Genomic DNA, 16,421 nt, shown 5'->3' on the forward strand with positions numbered 1-16,421 from the left:
TCGGTACGCCTGGTCATGTGGAGGGGAAGGCCAACACGGCGCGGGTGAGTCTGCCCGCGGATCTGGCCGAGGGCACCTACGTCCTGGCGTGGCGGGTGACGTCTGCGGATTCGCACGTGGTGGCGGGTGCGTTCAGCTTCAGCGTGGGCCATGCGAGCGCGGTGGCGGCTCCGGTGCGGCAGGACGTCAGCCCTGTTGTCCCGGTGGTGGACGGGGTCGGCCGGGCGGTGGCCTTCCTGGGTGTGGCGCTGGCTGTCGGTGGTGCGCTGTTCGTGGTGGTGCTCTGGCCTGCCGGGCGCGGTAGCCGGCGTGGCCGGCGTGTCGTGTGGTCGGGATTCGGCGCGCTGACCGCCGGCACTCTGGTGGTGCTGCTCGTGCAGGGGCCGTACGCCGCCGGCACGTCGTTGGCCGGGGTGTTCGATCCTGACCTGCTCGGCACCACGTTGTCGACGCGGTTGGGTCATGCGTTGGTGGCGCGGCTGGTGATCGTGTTGGCCCTGGGTGTGGTCTTCGGGATCGCCGTACGTCCTTCCGATGGGGTCGGCCGTGTGGGGCGGATGGTGTTGTCCGCGGTCGCCGCGGTTGGCGTTGTTGGCTTGATGTTGACGTGGACGTTGGCGGATCACGCGCAGACCGGTGTGCAGACGTGGTTGGCGGTGCCGGCGGCGGGTTTGCATCTGTTGGCGATGGCGTTGTGGCTGGGTGGTCTGGTTCTGCTGGTGGCGTGTGTGCTGGTCCCGGGTGGGGGGAGCGTTGTCTCTTTGGAGCCGGTGCTGCCGAGGTTTTCCCGGCTTGCGGAGATCTGTTTCGCGGTGATCGCGGTGACGGGTGGGTATCTGGCGTGGCGGCAGGTGGGGTCGTGGGCGGCGTTGGGCGCGACCGTTTTTGGGTGGTTGTTGCTGGGCAAGCTTGCTGTGGTGCTTGTTGTGGTGGGTTTGGCCTCGGGTGCGCGGCGGTTTGTGCGGCGGCGTGGTGGTGGGTCGCTGGATGCGCGGCCGTCGGTGGCGGTGCGTCGGTTGCGCCGGTCGGTGGTGGGTGAGGTCGTGCTCGGGGTGGTCGTCGTGTCGATCACGGCGGTGCTGGTCAACACCGTTCCGGCCCGGACCAGCTACGCGCCGCCGGTGCACGTCACCGTTCCGGTTCCCGCCGGGGACGGGGACGGGGACGGTGCGGGCGTCGGGCTGCGGGGTGGCTCGGTCGAGGTGACGATCGAGCCGGCGAGGTCGGGTAGCAACGTGGCCGACATCTACCTCACCGGGCAGGACGGTTCACTGGTCGCGGTGCCCGAGATCTTCGGCGAACTCCAGTCGCCCGATCGCACCGTCACGGCCCTGCCCGTCAAGATTTCCGCCGCCGAACCCGGCCATTACGTGGCGTACTCGATGTCCGTCCCGTTCCCCGGGTCGTGGGTGCTGCGGCTGGACATCCGAGTTTCCGACTTCGACGAGACACCCGTGCGTGTCCCCTTCACGGCACGTTGAAAGGCTGGTTGACACACATGCGAGGCGCTGACCGCAAGGCGTCCCGGAGCCGATCGACCGCAGCCGCCGCCGGCATGCTTGCCCTCGGCGTCCTGACGGGCTGCTCCAGCGGGACTCCGGAACCCCTGACCAAGCCGCCCTACACCGTGGACTCCATCCGGCTCGGCCTCGTCCGCGCCGGCGACCTGGGCGACGGCGCGACCGAGATCAAGGACAACGGCCACTCCTCGCACGTCGTCTACACGCCCCCGAACAGCATCCCGACCTGTCCCTACAGCCAGCGCTCGGAGGACGTCGGGGCCGATGTGCAACCAGCGGTCGAGCCGGTCGGTGGGAACCCGACCGGACGAATCATCGTCGCACCAGAGCTCTTGGGGCCGTCGTCGCTCCCGGTCGTCACGCAGGGCGCGGTGGTCTTCCAAAGCTCCTCGCTCGCGGACAGCACGATGAACACCGTCGTGGCCGAGTCCGCCAAGTGTCCGGCAACGTTCAGCGTGCTCGGCGGACCGCCGTCGGTCTTGGGCGAATACACGGTCGGCAGCCGGCCGATCGAGATAGGCGGATGGAAAGGGTTTGCCCAGCATCTCGTGCACACCTCGCCCCCGGACGTGAACCCGGACACCTACGACGATCTGGTCACCGTCGTGGTGCACAAGGCGAACGCCGTCCTCTACGTCGGCTACGCGCAGATCAAGGCCGTCGGCCAGCGTGCCGACTCCGACGAGAAGGTCAAGACATTGCTGAAGACGACGCTCGCCCGCCTCGGATAGCATCGAAGATCATCCCCGCGCCCCAGCCGGTACCTCGCCGGCCGCGGCCGGTCCCGCCTCCGGCCGGTCGGCGTCGTAAAGGTGCGGGTTCCACCGACGGATGACGTCGCGCCGGTCCGCGTCCAGGGGAGAGGGCATGGGCCATAGCGTGCGGGGGTGGACAGCCTGCATCTGCCCCGCCGAGCGTTCCTAGCCGGCATCGGCTCAGCCGCCGTGGCGGCCGTGACCTCCTGCGAGTCGCCCCGTGCGACATCCGCGACGCGGACCACCACCCCGCGGCCGTCAAGTCCATCACCCGCCGGTGAAGCCGCGCTGCGGCGCAAGATCGCCAGCCTGTTGGTGGCCGGGTTCCGCGGCACCCAGGTCACCAACGACGACTGGATCGTGAAGGCGATCAAGGGTGGCCTGGGCGGTGTCATCCTGTTCGACCAGGACCTGGAAACCAAGTCGGTGCGCAACATCCAGTCACCGCAACAGGTGACCGCACTGGTGAAGAGCCTGAAAGATGCCGCCCCCGGGCCGCTCATCGTCTCCATCGACCAGGAGGGCGGAAGCACCACCCGGCTCAACCCGAGCAACGGCTTCCCGGCTTCCAAATCCCAGGCCGAGATCGGCGCGGAGAACTCCCCGTCGGCAACCCGCGACTGGGCCCGCGGGCTGGTCGCCGACCTGACGCGCATCGGAGTCAACTTCGACTACACCCCGGTCGTCGACCTGAACATCAACCCAGAGAGCAGGGCCATCGGAAAACTCGGCCGCAGCTTCTCCGCCGACCCGAACGTGGTGGTCAGCAACGCCACCGAGGAGATCCAGGCCTTCCGCGCGGCTGGCGTGAAAACCAACCTGAAGCACTTCCCCGGCCTCGGTAGCGCCGCCGGAAACACCGACTTCGAGGTCGTCGACGTCACCGACACCTGGCAGGAAGTCGAACTCGAACCCTTCCAGCGGCTGATCCAGGCCGGCCTCGCCGACTCGGTCATGGTCACCCACATCCTCAACCGCAAGCTCGACCCGACCTACCCGGCGTCGCTGTCGACCGCGACCGTGACGGACCTGCTGCGCGGCCGGCTCGGCTGGAAGGGCCCAGTGGTCAGCGACGACATGCAGGCCGTTGCGATCACCCAACGCTACTCCGCCGCGGACGCGGTCACCCTGGCCTTCCAGGCCGGCCTCGACCTGCTCGTCTTCGGCAACCAGCAGGTGTACGACCCGCAGGTCGTCGACCAGACCATCGACACGGTCGTCAATCTCGTGCACGCCGGCGGCCTCACCGAGAACCACATCGACCAGTCCGTCGCGCGGGTGAACACCCTCCGCCCGAAACGCTGACCCCAACTGGTCAGCCGGCCCGATCGATGCCGGCTGACCAGCCGTACGTCCCGTCCTCAGCTCACCGCCTGCCGCACGAGCGCGCCGATCCTCGCCTCGTCGTCGGCGGTCAGCTCGGCCAGGGCGTACGAGCTCGGCCACATGGTGCCCTCGTCGAGGTTCGCCTCGTCACTGAAGCCCAGCGTCGCGTACCGCGTCTTGAACTTCGCCGCACTCTGGAAGAAGCAGACCACCTTGCCGTTACGGGCATACGCGGGCATGCCGTACCACAGCTTCGGGGCGAGGACCGGCGCGTTGGCCTTGATCACCGCGTGCAGCCGCTCGGCGATCACCCGGTCCGAATCCGACATCTCGGCGATCTTCGCGAGCACGTCACTCTCCGGGTCGGTCTTGGCGCTCCGCCGAGCGCGCGTCTTCAGCTCCTTGGCGCGCTCCTTCATCGCATCGCGCTCCTCCTCGGTGAAACCGTCGTACTTCTCGCTGTTCGCGGCGGTGGTCTTGGTGGTGGTCGACATGAGGACTTCCTCTTTCTGAGACGGGTGGCTACGGGCGGTACCGGTCGGTGGAGCTGAGGTCACCACTTGCCGGCCTGCTGGCGGGTCGGCGCGTTGAGCCGGTTGAACGCGTTGACGATCGCGATGTTGAGCAGCAGCGCGGCGAGCTCCTTCTGGTCGAAGTGCTTGGCGGCCACGTCCCACACCTGATCCGGCACCGGGTCCGGCTGGTCGGCGAGCCGAGTCACGGCCTCGGTCAGGGCCAGCGCGGCGCGCTCCTCGTCGCTGAACCACGGCGTCTCCCGCCACGCGGCGACGGCGTGCACCTGGTCCGCGGTCGCGCCGTGCTGGCGGGCCTGGTGTGCGCCCCCGGCCACACACGGGCCGCAGCCGTTGATCTGGCTGACCCGCAGGTGGCTCAACGCCAGCAGCTTGCCGTCCACCCCGGCGCCCGCGATGGCCCGGTTGACGGCCATCAGCGCCTCCATCGCCTCGGGGATCAGAACCGCCGGGTTCGGCATGCGCTCGGTCGACATCGCTTCTCCTTGGTCGCGGGTGTTTCTGACAGGAGTCATCCGACCATCGGCGCACCGGGGACCGCGCGTTCCGTGGGACACCGTGGGACACGAAGAGCCCGGCTGAGCAGCGCAAACGCGTCGCCGATCCGTTTCCGCGGGCCGGGACGGGTACGGTGTTGCACGTGTCCAGCCCCCAGGAGCGACTGGTGGCTCAGCTCGCCCGGATCAAGGAGCTGAGCGGGCTGAGCCTGCGCGCCCTCGCCCGCGAGGCGGGTCTGAGCAGCTCGTCGCTGTCGCGGTACCTGACCGGTCAGCTCGTGCCGCCGTGGGAGGCCGTCGTGGCGCTGAGCCGGGCTGTGGGCCGTGACCCTCGGCCACTGCGGGCGGCGTGGGCCGAGGCGGCCAAAGCCGGCGCGGCACCCGCCCCGCGCCGCAACGATCTGCCGGCCGACCTGTTCGACTTCACCGGCCGGGAAGCGGAGTCCGCGCTGGTCGAAGAGCTGTTGGGCACCGCTGGCGCGGTCGCCATCGACGGCATGGCCGGCGTGGGCAAGACCAGCCTCGCCGTGCGCGTCGCCCATCGGCTCGCCCCGACATATCCGGACGGCGGGCTCTACCTCGACCTGCACGGCTTCACCCCGGGCCAGGAGCCGCTGCCACCGCACGCCGCGCTGGGCCGGCTACTGGGCGCGTTGGACGTCACGCACCCCCCGGCCGGCGGCGCCGAACGCGCAGCGCTCTGGCGGTCGGAGCTGTCCCGCCGGCGGGCGCTCGTCGTGCTCGACAACGCGGTCGACGCGGATCAGGTGCGCCCGCTACTCCCCGGCGCGGGCAAGTCCGCGGTCCTGCTGACCAGCCGCCACCGGCTGGTCAGCCTGGACGGGGTGCCACCGGTCTCCCTGGAGCCACTGGCCGACGCCGACGCGGCGCACCTGTTCGGCCGGGCGGCCGGGCTCGCGCCCACCGACGAGGAAGCGGTCGGCCAGGTGCTGCGGCAGTGCGGCGGGCTCCCGCTCGCGCTACGCATGGCGGGCGCACGGCTTCGCCACCGCCCAGGATGGACCGTGGCGGTGCTGGCCGAGCGGCTGGGCGCCACCCCCAACCGATTCGACTCCGCGTTCGGCATGTCGCTCCGGCAGCTCGACGCGGTCCAGCGCCGCATGTTCCGGCTGCTGGGCGTCCTGCCGGGCGCCGATTTCGACGCGGCGGTGGCGGGCGCGCTCACCGACATGCCAGCCGACCAGGTCGGCACGGCGCTGGAGGAGCTGGTCGACGCCCACCTGGTCCAGGAGCCCTCGCCCGGGCGGTACCGGACGCACGACCTGATCCGGCAGTACGCGGCGGACCTCGCCGCCGACGAGGAACCACAGGCTGAAGCCGCCCTGCGTCGGGTCCTGAGGCACTACCTGGCGCAGGCCGTCGCCCACGATCAGACGCTGCCCTCACCGCACCGTAAGGAACCCGCCCCGGGAGATCCGGCGAAGGCCATGGCCTGGTTCGACCACGAGTACGTCAACCTGGTCGCCGGCTTCGACGCCGCCGTGCGGCTCGGCATGGACGAGGTGGTAGCCGAACTGCCGCAGGCCATGCGGGTCTGGTTCTTCCGGCACCGCGGCACCGACGACCAGGCACGCCTGCTCGAAGCCGCCGCGGCCGCCGCGGCACGTCTCGGCCGCGACCAGCAGCGCGCTTCGCTGCTCGCGGACCTCGGCTACGCCCGTGCCGCCGCCGGACGCGTCACCGAGGCGCTGTCCGCCTACGAACTGGCCGAGCAGGCCGGGCCGGATGACGATGGCCTCGCAGCTGCTCTGGCCCTGCGCATTGGTCTCGCCCGCCGGGATCTCGGCGACCTGAAAGCGGCGCAGACGCAGTTCCGGCGGGCACGCGAGCTGTTCGAGAAGATCGGAAACCACGCCGGGCAAGCACAGGCGCTGGCCTTCGACGGATGGGTGGCACTTCACCTCGGGCAGCACGGCGAAGCCGTCGAACTCGCCCGGGCATCCGTCGCCCTGGCCAACGGGCCTGCCCAGATCACCGGGCTGGTCACCCTCGGTGTCGCACTGGCATCGCACGACCCAGCGGAGTCGCTGCGAACGCTGCAGGACGCGTTGCGGCTGTCCGAGCAGAACAATCTGCAACACAACCAGGCGTGGTGCCACAACTATCTCGGCGTCGCGCTGCGGATCATGGGTTCACCCGAGGAGGCGCTCGAACACCACCGACGCGCCTTCGAGCTGCTGGAACCGCTGGCCGAGGTGCAGCTGGAGATCGACTTCCGGCACACCTACGCCGAGACGTGCCGCGCGACGGGCCGCTACGACGAGGCGCTGGCGCTGCTCGACCGGACCATCGAGGTCGCGCGCGAGCTGGGCCGGCCGCACGACGAGAAGCGCGCCCGTGCGGCGCGGGAGACCGTGCGCGCAGCCCGCGTGGACAGCACCGGTTAATGCCCTTGGCGGAGCGCACAACGGGGCGCTACGCTCCGCCGCGATGAAACCTTCTCTCAGATTGGGGGCCCGGTTCGCGCAAGGTGAGTGCTGATGCGCTCCCCGACCGCGAATGCGGATTCCCGCCTTTCCCTCTGGCAGCACGTGCGCGCGTACGCCGTGCCGCCCTCCATGATCGAAGCCGCGACCGCTCGTCGTCGCGTCGGTGACTGGGCCGGCGCGTGTGCCGCCGCTCGCGTTGACGTCGACTTGGACCTGCGCGCCGTGGCTCGTTGTCACGGCCGGGACCTGACCGCCCGGCTGCGGGCCGATCTCCGGCACCTCGCGCCAGACCTGCTGCGCTGGCACATGCCGAGGATCGCTCCCGACGGGCTGCTGCGTCCGGGCCTGACCCTCTCGCTGGCCCGGTACGACCCGGCGGACCACGGCTGTGCCGAGCTGGTGCACCTCGTTGCCCGGACGCCACCGGCTTGGGCGGACGCGGGGCAGCGGATCAGCCTGGCGTTGTGGGCCGGCTCCCGCGACGAGGGCGGCTGCCCGCACCCGCATCCCGATCGTCGGTTCCGCCTCGACCTGCACCGCCACCTGTGGGACACCCGGAGAACCGACGAGCTCCGAAGCCGGTCGGGCGCACCGGAGTTGACCTCCGACGACGCCGCTCCGATGCACCCTGATCCGCCGTGGGACGCGCTGCGGGAACGCGGCTACGCGGCGCACCGGTGGGCGGCCGAAGCAATGCTGCTGCTCCAAGCCGAGGGCCGGACCAGCGGTGCCGTGGTGGTGCGGCTCGGGCCTCGACGTCGTCTGGTCCTGGACATCGCGGCGGCCGGAACGGACCTGCGGCCTGCGGCGCGGATCGCCGGAGCGTCGCGGGCTGGTCGTGTCGCCGGGCTGCCGGCGTTGCCCGACGCGGCGACCTGGATGGTGCCTGACCTGGAGTTGCTGCGTCGTGGGCTGATCGAGATCGACCGGCTTCACCCGTTGGTGGCCGCCGCGCTCGCGCCCGGTCATCCGGTGGCCGCCACCCCGGCATCCCCGCACCCGGCGGCAGCGCCACGTCTCGTGGCCTGCCGGGGAGTCTGGCACCGCATCGGCCTGGTGAACGGTGCGCTGACACCAATGGACCACGACCCGGCGGAAATCCGCCGGGAGGAACTGCTGGCCGCGCTGACCGGCACCCCGCTGCCCTGCCTGCGGGCGATCCGCGAGGCGCACCGCCGTCCGGAGTGCCTTCCCGACATCCGCGCCCGCCTGGACCACGGTGACACCGCCGGCGCCCTGGCCGTCGTCGAGGCCCTGCTCGGACCCGATGCGCTCCTGCGCAGCGGGAACCTGCGGGAGGAACTGGAGAACGCCGCGCTGCGGCGGGTCTCGTACGGGCTGTTCCGAGCCGGGCTGACCGGACACGGACCTGCTCCCTGCTCCCGGGACCGGCAGTCCAAGCGTGACGGCCGCTCCCACCCACGTCACGCGATCGCCCCCTGACCAGCGGGAACCCCTACCCCTCGCCCAGCCCCCACGACCACACAGGTGATCTCATATGCCTACCACCCGTACCTCGATCAACACCCTCCCGACGCCCCAGCTCGACGTCGCCGCCGAGCTGCTCGCGCTGCTGTCCGACACCACCACCGAGGCCCGACCCGACCCGCAGCTGGAAGCACTGACCCTGACCGTGGCGGCCGACCTGCCGGTCCTGCTGTGGGGCGAGCCGGGAATCGGCAAGACCGCCGCGCTGACACAGCTCGCTGCCTCGCTGGACCTGCCGCTCACGACGGTGATCGCCAGCGTCCACGAGCCGTCCGACTTCTCAGGGCTGCCGGTCGTCGGCGACGACCCGGCGACCCAGGGCGTCCCGATGGCGCCGCCCGACTGGGCCGTGCGCCTGGTACGCGTCGGTCGCGGACTACTGTTCCTGGACGAACTCTCGACCGCCCCACCGGCCGTGCAGGCCGCCCTGCTCCGCCTCGTGCTCGAACGGCGGATCGGCAATCTGCACCTGCCGGCCGGGGTCCGCATCGTGGCCGCCGCCAACCCACGATCCTCCGCCGCCGACGGCTGGGAGCTGAGCCCGCCACTGGCCAACCGCTTCGTCCACCTACAGTGGACCCACGATCAGGAAGTCGTCGTACGCGGCCTGGGCGGAACCTGGCCCCGGGCGACGCTGCCCCGGCTCGATCCGCAGCGGCTGCCGGAGGCCGTCGCCCTCGCCCGTCGCGCGGTGTGCGGGCTCCTGTCGGCGCGCCCGGGGCTCGTGCACCGACTGCCCACCGGCGAGGCCGGCCGCAGCGGGCCGTGGCCGTCGCCCCGCAGCTGGGAGATGACCCTGCGCCTGATCGCTTTCGCCACCGCGGCCGACGCCTCCCGGGAGGTCCTGTCGATGCTGGTCAGAGGCACCGTAGGCGACGGGCCGGGACTGGAGCTGCTGGCCAGCCTGGACCGGATGGACCTTCCCGACCCCGAGGCGCTGCTCGCCGACCCGGCCGCCGCCGTCCTGCCCGAGCGGGGCGACCTACGCCAGGCCGTCCTGGACGGTGTGGTGGAGGCGGTACGCCGCCGTCCGGAGCGACCCCGCTGGGACGCGGCCTGGGCGCTGTTGGTCCGGGCGCTGGAGACCGGCGCCCCGGACCTGGTGGTCGTCCCCGCGTCCACCCTCGCTCGGCTGCGCCAAGAGGACTGGGACGTGCCCGCCTCGATCGAGCAGCTCGCCGGGGCAGTCTCCCTGTCCCGGCGGGCCGACGAGACGGCGGCCCGGGTCGCGGCGGTCGCGGGGACCCGCCGATGAGCGCCGATCCCGCCGGGACACTGGATCGGGACAAGCTCTTCACCGCCCGACTGCACGCCGCCCGAGTCCGGCCCTACCTGGCGACGGCGCTGTTCGCCCTGCACGTGGTGGAGTCGCTGCGGGTGCCGACGATGGCGGTGGACCCGCACTGGCGATGCTACGTCTCACCGGTGTTCGTGGACCGGACACCCGTGGAGGAACTCGCCGGAGTGTGGGTGCACGAGGTCTCGCACCTGCTGCGTGACCACCACGGGCGCGGCGACCGGGTCGCGCGGGAACGGGGGCTGACCGGGCCGGGGGAGCGCCTGCGAATGAACATCGCCGCGGACTGCGAGATCAACGACGACGTCTTCGGCGACGGGTTGGCCCGCCCGGCAGGAGCCGTCGAGCCGAACTCCCTGCTGCTGCCCGAGGGGCAGCTGATGGAGGACTACCTGCGACAGTTCCGGCTCGGGCCGCGTACCCAGCAGCTGGCCTGGCTGGACTGCGGCAGCGGCGCCGACGGGCTGCAGCGGGAGTGGGACGTCGGACCGGACGGTGCGCACGCCCTCAGCCCACAGGAACGAGACGCGGTGCGCTTCCGGGTGGCCGAGGGCATCTCCGGCCGACCGGGAAACGTCCCACAGGGCTGGCGGCGGTGGGCGGAGCAGGCGTTCCACCCACCGCAGCCGTGGCGGGAACTCCTGGGAGCGGCAGTCCGTTCGGCGGTATCCGCGCCCGGCGTGGGCGAGGACTACACCTACGGCCGGCCGTCGCGCCGCTCCGCCGGCACACCCGGCATCGTCCTGCCGGCGCTGCGGCGCCGGCCCCCACGGGTCTGCGTCATCATCGACACCTCCGGCTCGGTCAGCGACGCCGAACTCGGCAGCGCCCTGCTCGAGGTCGCCGCGATCTCCCGGGCCGTGGGCGGCCGCCGCGACCTGGTCACCGTGCTGCCGTGCGACGCGGCAGCCCAGGTCGTACGCCCACTGTGCCGAGCCGAGGACATCCCACTGATCGGTGGTGGGGGCACGGACCTGCGCGCCGGTTTCGCCCGAGCACTGCGAGACAGACCACGCCCGGACGTCATCGTCGTGCTGACCGACGGCCAGACGCCCTGGCCGACCTCACGACCGCCCGCCCGAACCGTCGTGGGACTGTTTCCCCAACCCGGCCGGTGCGACGAGAACGATCCCCGCTACGTGCCGGACTCACCGCCCGGGTGGGCGCGGGTGGTCACCATCGGCTCAGCTTCCGCCGCTCGATAATCCCAACCCGCGTCGACAGATCGGCGGCGCTGTCAACCTTCGAGTCGACCGCCTCGCGACCGCCGGAGGCGGCTCGTGGCTTGCTCAACGCCTACTGGAAATCAACAGGCATGCCCGCACGGGCAGATCGCGGAAGGTGCGCATACTTGCCGGCATGACCAGTCAACTCCGCCAGTTGGCCAAGGGAGAGGAGTTCCCCACCGACCTGACGGGGCACTTCTGGGCTACATCGGAATACTGTCCCTCGCTCGATCGATGGGTTTTCAAGATCTTCGACTAACGTCCTCCTGAGCGGCTTGGCCTTCAGCGAGCGGCAGGCCGCAGTGATCGTCAACGCCTGGGACCAGGTGATAGCCGCATCTGACGATGAAGAGGATCCCAGCATGGACGGGGTGGACTGAAGGCGCCGGTCACCGAATCCGCGGGCCACGCAGCGTTACGTCCGATGCCATCTGTGGCAGCATCAGGATCGTGTGACGGGTGAAATCGGCATGTTTGGTGACTCGGGGCTGCGCGGGCCACGCTGCCGGGGCCAGACCTTCGTGGGAAGGAAGAACGCATGGCGCTGGGACGGGTACTGGTGGTCGGTCTCGACCCCGTCAGGATTCCAGGCTGGGATCCTGAGCCGGTCGTGGCGGCGATAACACGCGGTCAGGCCCGTTTCGGCGATCACGGTATCGAGGCCGACTTGTGCTTGGTAGCACCCGACGAAAACGCCGAAGGAGCGATCGTGGAGGCGCTGACCGGAAAGGACTACGCCTGCGTAGTGATCGGGGGCGGTATCCGCAAGCACGAGCCGTTGCTCGAACTCTTCGAGAAGGTGGTCAACCTGGTCCGGCAGCATGCGCCCGGCGCGGCCATCGCCTTCAACAGCAGCCCCGAGGACTGCGCCGATGCCGCACTGCGGTGGCTGCGGTAGCCGGGGGCGATGAAAGCCCTGGCGATAGGGTGCGCCGGTGGAGGAACTGAGCCGACTGTTTCATTTGGCCGCTGACCACGCCGCCGACTACCGGCGGTCGTTGCCGGACCGGCCGGTAGGGGTGCCGATCGACCAGGCCACGTTGGCCAAGGCGTTCTCCGGCCCGTTGCCTGCCGCGCCGTCCCCACCGGAGCAGGTGCTGGCGGATCTGGTCGCGGCGGCCGAGCCGGGCCTGGTCGCGAGCGCTGGGCCGCGGTACTTCGGGTTCGTCGTGGGTGGTGCGTTGCCGGCGGCAACCGCGGCCGACATCCTGGCCGCGGGTTGGGACCAGGTCGCGTTCAACGCCGTCATGTCGCCGGCCGCCATCGCGGCCGAGGCTGCCGCCGGCACCTGGCTGAAGGAGCTGCTGGGGATCCCGGCGTCGGCGTCGGTCGGTTTCGTCACCGGCGGCCAGGCGGCGAACACGGCAGGGCTCGCCGCCGCCCGGCACCAGGTGCTGGCGGACGTGGGCTGGGACGTGGAACGGCGCGGGCTGCTGGGGGCGCCGCCGATCCGGGTGATCGCCGGCGAGGAACGGCACGCGACCATCGACCGGTCGCTGCGTCTGCTTGGCCTCGGGGTGGATGTGGTGGAGCCGGTGTCCGCCGGGCCGAACGGGGCTATCGACCTCGGGTCGTTGCGGGAGGTGCTGCGGGCCGGCCCCGCCGGGCCCACCATTGTGTGCCTGCAGGCCGGCAACGTGAACACCGGCGCCTGCGACGAACTTCGGAAAGCGTGCGAACTGGTCCACCGGCACGGTGGGTGGGTGCACGTGGACGGGGCGTTCGGGTTGTGGGCCGGGGCGAGCCCCGCGACCCGGCACCTGGTCGACGGGCTGGAGCTGGCGGACTCGTGGGCCTGTGACGGCCACAAGTGGCTGAACCTTCCGTACGACTCGGCCTTCGCGTTCTGTTCCCGCCCGGAGGTGCAGGCGGCCGCGATGTCCTACACCGCCGCGTATCTGGTCGGTTCCGGCGGTCTGCCAGCGGGAGCGGACCTCACCGCCGAGTCCTCGCGCCGGGCCCGCGGGTTCGCCGTGTGGGCCGGGCTGCGGGAGCTGGGCCGCGACGGGGTCGCCGCTCTGGTCGACCGCTGCTGCGCGCTGGCCCGCCGGTTCGCCGAGGGCTTGTCCGCGGCCGGGTTCGAGGTGGCGAACGAGGTGGTCCTCAACCAGGTGCTGATCGGCTGCGGCGACGACGCGCGCACCGACCGGGTGATAGCGGCGGTGCAGGCGGACGGCACCTGCTGGGCCGGCGGTACGACCTGGCGGGGACGGCGACTGATGCGGATCTCGGTGTCGAACGCCACCACCACCGAGGCAGACGTGGACCGGTCGATCGCCACGATCACCCGCCTGGCCGACCTGCCATGATGCGGTTGCTGTTGCTGGTCTCCGTGCTTGCCGCTCTGGGATGGGGTGGCCAGAGGGTCGTATGGGCGTGGCGGTCGCCCGGCGGTTGGGTCCGGCTCGCCCTGGTCGCTGCCGCCTGCACCCTGCTGATTTACGGCTACGGGCTGTTCAGCGCCGCCGCCTACGACATCGGCGAGACGTGCGTCCGGGTGGGCCAGGACTACGACTCCGCCTACCAGGACGACCACTGGCAAGAGACGAGCCAGTGGTTTCCCCTGCACAATCGGTGCAACGCCAGCTACGACCTGGTCCCGGCGTACGTTAACCCGCTGGTCGTGATCCTCGCCGTCCTCAACCTCGGCGGCGCGGTCATGGCGGCGACCCTGATGATCGCCGGTCGGCGGCGGCGTTGACCGCGTCGGCCCCCCGCCGACCTCACGGCTGGGGCATACTTGCCGTTCACCTCGGGAGGCGATCATGAACGTCAAGGTGCCGGCTGTCGCAGTACTGGCCCTCGCCCTCACCCTGACCGCGTGTGGCAGCGATTCGTCCGATGCCACCGTCGCTCCAGAGAGCACGACCGCATCGGCGGCCCCGCCGTCGGCGTCGCCGAGCCCGTCGCCGCTACCGGACGCAGGGCCGGCGCTGGCCAAGGCGGTGGCCGCGACGAGATCGCAGAGCTTCTCCTTCAGCCTCACCTCCGGCAGCGACAGCCTGCCGGGAGAATACGACGCGGCCACCAAGGGCACGCGGTTGCGCTCACCCGACCCGAGCGACACCGACGAGATGGTGGCGATCGGCAACGATCTGTGGGTCCAGGTCGAGCCAAAAACCTATCTGCACTACACGGTCACCAAATTCACCAAGGACCAGGGCCTGGTGGTCCTCGGCGCGCCGGTCGCGGCGCTGGACTTCCTGACCACGGCCCGCGACGTCACCATGCCCGGCGCCGACGAGTATCGCGGCGTGCTCGACCTGACCAAGACCCCGTCGGCGAACCCGGCCTCCGCGCACCTCGGCTCAATCCTGGCGCAACGCATCGGTGCGCCGGCAGCCGAAATCGTGTTCACCGCGAAGGTGGACGCACAGGGCCGCATCGTCCAGTGTTTGCTGACGCTGCCCAACGTGGACACCGACGGCAAAGACTCCACCTACACCTTCGCCGCCTCAGACTTCGGCAAGCGGGTGTCGGTAAAGAAGCCGACCGGCAACATCGTCAAGGCACCCGCGGGGGCGTACGGCTGATCGCCGCCGTCGCCGCGCAGAACGCGGCGACGGCGGGTCATGGGATTCGCCGTACGCGACGAGGTGTTACTGGTGCACGGGCGGCCAGTTGGCCGGGTCAGCCGGATCGGGCAGCAGTTCGACGTTGGCGTAGGCCGCCAACGCGTCGCCGTCACGATTCGAGTACTCGGCCATGGAGCGGGTGTCACCGGCACCCCAGACGACCACGGCCGCGCGGTCGGCCTGCAGCCAGGCCGGGTGGCCGTTGACGGTGGTGTTGGGCTTCTGGTCGCGTTCGATGCGGCCGGACGGATCACCAGGAACGAACATGGCGTCCACGACCAGGCCCTGGTACCCGTACTGCTGGACCAGCGTCGTGCCCGCCGGGACGAGGTCGACGGTGGCCGACCACGCTTCGCCGTACATGCCGCCGGGCGTGTCGTTGATCGAGACGAGCGTTTGGGCCACCGTCATGTCCGCTAGGTTTCCCTTGAGGCGGAACGGCATCCGAACCACCTCGCCGTCCGTCAGCGTCACCGACTCCGCGACCCGGCGGGCGACCGCCGCCGCCTGCTCGGGGGTGGCGCCCGCACTGCCCGCGTAGGACACCCGGGCCCACGCGTCCGGCGCGTAGCGCCAGCGGATGGCCGAGCAGGAGCCGGGTACGGCCGGGTCGGTGAGGCATTCGGCGGCCCCCCCGTTGATGGGTTCGGTGGGCTTGGCCACCGGCTCGCGCGGCAGGCCGAGCGCACCGCTGGTGAAGTCGGTGACCGGCCGCCCCTTCGCCAGCACGGTCACGACGAGGCCGATGTCCGGGCCACCGTTGACCCAGGCCGCGTCTTGACTACCGAACGTCTGCTGCCACGGGGTGATCTCGGCCCCTTGGCCGTTGAGGCCGGACGGAATCCAGCCGACGTTCAGCGTACGGCGCAGGGGATCGAACCGGCGGGGCGCCTCGGTGGCCAGTGGCGCGGTCGCCGCGACGAGGACCGCGTCGGGCGCGACACCGGTGATCGGTGCGGCACCGGCGATCGGTGGGGCACCGACGATCGGTGGGGCAGCCGTCCGGTCCGGTCCGCTCTGCGGCTGGAGCACCCCGACCATCCCGGCTCCGGTCGCGACGGCGACCACCGCAGCACCCGCCACGGCACGTCTGGCGGCCCGCCTGCGCCGGCCTTTGGAAATCATCCCAGCCGCGTCCGGGGTAGCGGACTGTGCTGGGTAGCGGAGCGCCGTCCGCAGGTCGTCAACGGTGTTCACAGCTGCTCTCCTGTCGACACGAGTGCGGGGGCGGACAGCTCCGGCGAGATTCGGAGCTTGCCCAGCGCCCGCGCGCACGTGCTCTTGACGGTGCCCGGTGCGATACCGAGCGTGTGGGCGATGTCGGCTTCACTGAGGTCTTCGTAGAAGCGCAGGACCACGACCGCGCGCTCGCGGGTGGTGAGGGCCGCGAGCGACCGTTGGACGGCGTCGCGGCCGACGACTTCGGCGGCGTGGTCGGGTGTGACGGCGTCGGGCGGGGTCTCCGTAGGCCGCTCCCGTCCGCCGCCCCGGCGCCACCAGTCGGTGCGCGCGTTGCTGAGCGCGGTGCGGACGTACCCGAGCGGGTTGTTCTGGCGAACCCTCGACCAACGCAGGTAGGTGCGGATCAGGACGGTCTGGAGGAGATCCTCCGCCCGGCCACGGTCGCCGATGAGGAGATCCGCGAGATGCAGCAACCGGCCGTGGTTGGCCGCCACGAACTCCGCGAACTCCTCCTCCGCGCTACGCCGGCCCACCCGCGTCACGGCTGCACCCTTGCTCCGGCTCGCCGGCGG

At 71.1% G+C, this 16,421-nt stretch carries 16 protein-coding genes and 1 pseudogene; 12 read left to right on the top strand and 5 right to left on the bottom strand.

Features of this window, described 5'->3' with window-relative positions:
- Nucleotides 1-17: 17 nt before the first annotated feature.
- From AB0C02_RS21325 to AB0C02_RS21335, 3 genes and pseudogenes are all read left to right on the top strand, one after another.
- Nucleotides 18-134 (top strand): annotated as a pseudogene (locus AB0C02_RS21325) (copper resistance protein CopC); the annotation flags it as partial.
- Nucleotides 135-362: 228 nt separating this feature from the next.
- Nucleotides 363-1,481 (top strand): CopD family protein, encoded by a 1,119-nt coding sequence (locus tag AB0C02_RS21330; RefSeq protein ID WP_357550496.1) that lies wholly within the window; start codon nucleotides 363-365, stop codon nucleotides 1,479-1,481.
- Nucleotides 1,482-1,555: 74 nt separating this feature from the next.
- Entirely contained in the window at nucleotides 1,556-2,251 is a 696-nt protein-coding gene (locus AB0C02_RS21335; RefSeq protein WP_357550428.1) for a hypothetical protein, read from the top strand.
- A 9-nt stretch (nucleotides 2,252-2,260) separates the two neighbouring features.
- On the opposite strand, the gene AB0C02_RS21340 is transcribed toward AB0C02_RS21335, so the two are convergent.
- Complete coding sequence (locus tag AB0C02_RS21340; protein WP_357550429.1) at nucleotides 2,261-2,389, bottom strand: hypothetical protein; 129 nt, start codon at nucleotides 2,387-2,389, stop codon at nucleotides 2,261-2,263.
- Between the two features lie 18 nt (nucleotides 2,390-2,407).
- On the opposite strand from AB0C02_RS21340, the gene AB0C02_RS21345 reads away from it, so the two are divergent.
- A complete protein-coding gene (locus AB0C02_RS21345; protein WP_357550430.1) occupies nucleotides 2,408-3,580 on the top strand; it encodes a glycoside hydrolase family 3 N-terminal domain-containing protein in 1,173 nt (390 codons plus the stop codon).
- Between the two features lie 56 nt (nucleotides 3,581-3,636).
- On the opposite strand, the gene AB0C02_RS21350 is transcribed toward AB0C02_RS21345, so the two are convergent.
- Both AB0C02_RS21350 and AB0C02_RS21355 read right to left on the bottom strand, forming a co-directional pair.
- Nucleotides 3,637-4,095 carry a DUF1801 domain-containing protein gene (locus AB0C02_RS21350; protein ID WP_357550431.1) on the bottom strand — a complete coding sequence of 153 codons (459 nt, stop codon included), beginning with the start codon at nucleotides 4,093-4,095 and terminating at the stop codon, nucleotides 3,637-3,639.
- 59 nt (nucleotides 4,096-4,154) lie between these two features.
- Entirely contained in the window at nucleotides 4,155-4,610 is a 456-nt protein-coding gene (locus AB0C02_RS21355) for a carboxymuconolactone decarboxylase family protein (protein WP_357550432.1), read from the bottom strand.
- 164 nt (nucleotides 4,611-4,774) lie between these two features.
- Between AB0C02_RS21355 and AB0C02_RS21360 the strand changes: the two genes are divergently transcribed.
- The 8 genes from AB0C02_RS21360 (at nucleotide 4,775) to AB0C02_RS21395 (ending at nucleotide 14,625) form a co-directional block, all read left to right on the top strand.
- Complete coding sequence (locus AB0C02_RS21360; RefSeq protein WP_357550433.1) at nucleotides 4,775-7,039, top strand: tetratricopeptide repeat protein; 2,265 nt, start codon at nucleotides 4,775-4,777, stop codon at nucleotides 7,037-7,039.
- A 93-nt stretch (nucleotides 7,040-7,132) separates the two neighbouring features.
- Nucleotides 7,133-8,524 carry a hypothetical protein gene (locus AB0C02_RS21365; RefSeq protein WP_357550434.1) on the top strand — a complete coding sequence of 464 codons (1,392 nt, stop codon included), beginning with the start codon at nucleotides 7,133-7,135 and terminating at the stop codon, nucleotides 8,522-8,524.
- A 55-nt stretch (nucleotides 8,525-8,579) separates the two neighbouring features.
- The gene (locus AB0C02_RS21370) at nucleotides 8,580-9,824 is read left to right on the top strand and encodes a MoxR family ATPase (RefSeq protein ID WP_357550435.1); all 1,245 of its coding nucleotides are present in this window, start codon (nucleotides 8,580-8,582) and stop codon (nucleotides 9,822-9,824) included.
- Nucleotides 9,821-11,071 (top strand): VWA-like domain-containing protein, encoded by a 1,251-nt coding sequence (locus AB0C02_RS21375; RefSeq protein ID WP_357550436.1) that lies wholly within the window; start codon nucleotides 9,821-9,823, stop codon nucleotides 11,069-11,071. The genes AB0C02_RS21370 and AB0C02_RS21375 overlap by 4 nt, the downstream gene beginning before the upstream one ends.
- A gap of 559 nt (nucleotides 11,072-11,630) precedes the next feature.
- Nucleotides 11,631-11,990 carry a hypothetical protein gene (locus tag AB0C02_RS21380; protein WP_357550437.1) on the top strand — a complete coding sequence of 120 codons (360 nt, stop codon included), beginning with the start codon at nucleotides 11,631-11,633 and terminating at the stop codon, nucleotides 11,988-11,990.
- 37 nt (nucleotides 11,991-12,027) lie between these two features.
- Entirely contained in the window at nucleotides 12,028-13,401 is a 1,374-nt protein-coding gene (locus tag AB0C02_RS21385) for a pyridoxal-dependent decarboxylase (protein ID WP_357550438.1), read from the top strand.
- Nucleotides 13,401-13,793 (top strand): hypothetical protein, encoded by a 393-nt coding sequence (locus AB0C02_RS21390; RefSeq protein ID WP_357550439.1) that lies wholly within the window; start codon nucleotides 13,401-13,403, stop codon nucleotides 13,791-13,793. The genes AB0C02_RS21385 and AB0C02_RS21390 overlap by 1 nt, the downstream gene beginning before the upstream one ends.
- 64 nt (nucleotides 13,794-13,857) lie before the next feature.
- Complete coding sequence (locus AB0C02_RS21395) at nucleotides 13,858-14,625, top strand: hypothetical protein (RefSeq protein ID WP_357550440.1); 768 nt, start codon at nucleotides 13,858-13,860, stop codon at nucleotides 14,623-14,625.
- Nucleotides 14,626-14,691: 66 nt separating this feature from the next.
- Here AB0C02_RS21395 and AB0C02_RS21400 read toward each other — a convergent pair whose 3' ends face one another.
- Nucleotides 14,692-15,864 carry a hypothetical protein gene (locus AB0C02_RS21400; protein ID WP_357550441.1) on the bottom strand — a complete coding sequence of 391 codons (1,173 nt, stop codon included), beginning with the start codon at nucleotides 15,862-15,864 and terminating at the stop codon, nucleotides 14,692-14,694.
- Nucleotides 15,861-16,391, bottom strand: coding sequence for a SigE family RNA polymerase sigma factor (locus tag AB0C02_RS21405; protein WP_357550442.1), 531 nt, complete (start codon nucleotides 16,389-16,391; stop codon nucleotides 15,861-15,863). Before AB0C02_RS21405 ends, AB0C02_RS21400 begins: the two co-directional genes overlap by 4 nt.
- Nucleotides 16,392-16,421: the final 30 nt, after the last annotated feature.

Source organism: Micromonospora sp. NPDC048999 (assembly GCF_040649295.1).
GTDB lineage: Bacteria > Actinomycetota > Actinomycetes > Mycobacteriales > Micromonosporaceae > Micromonospora.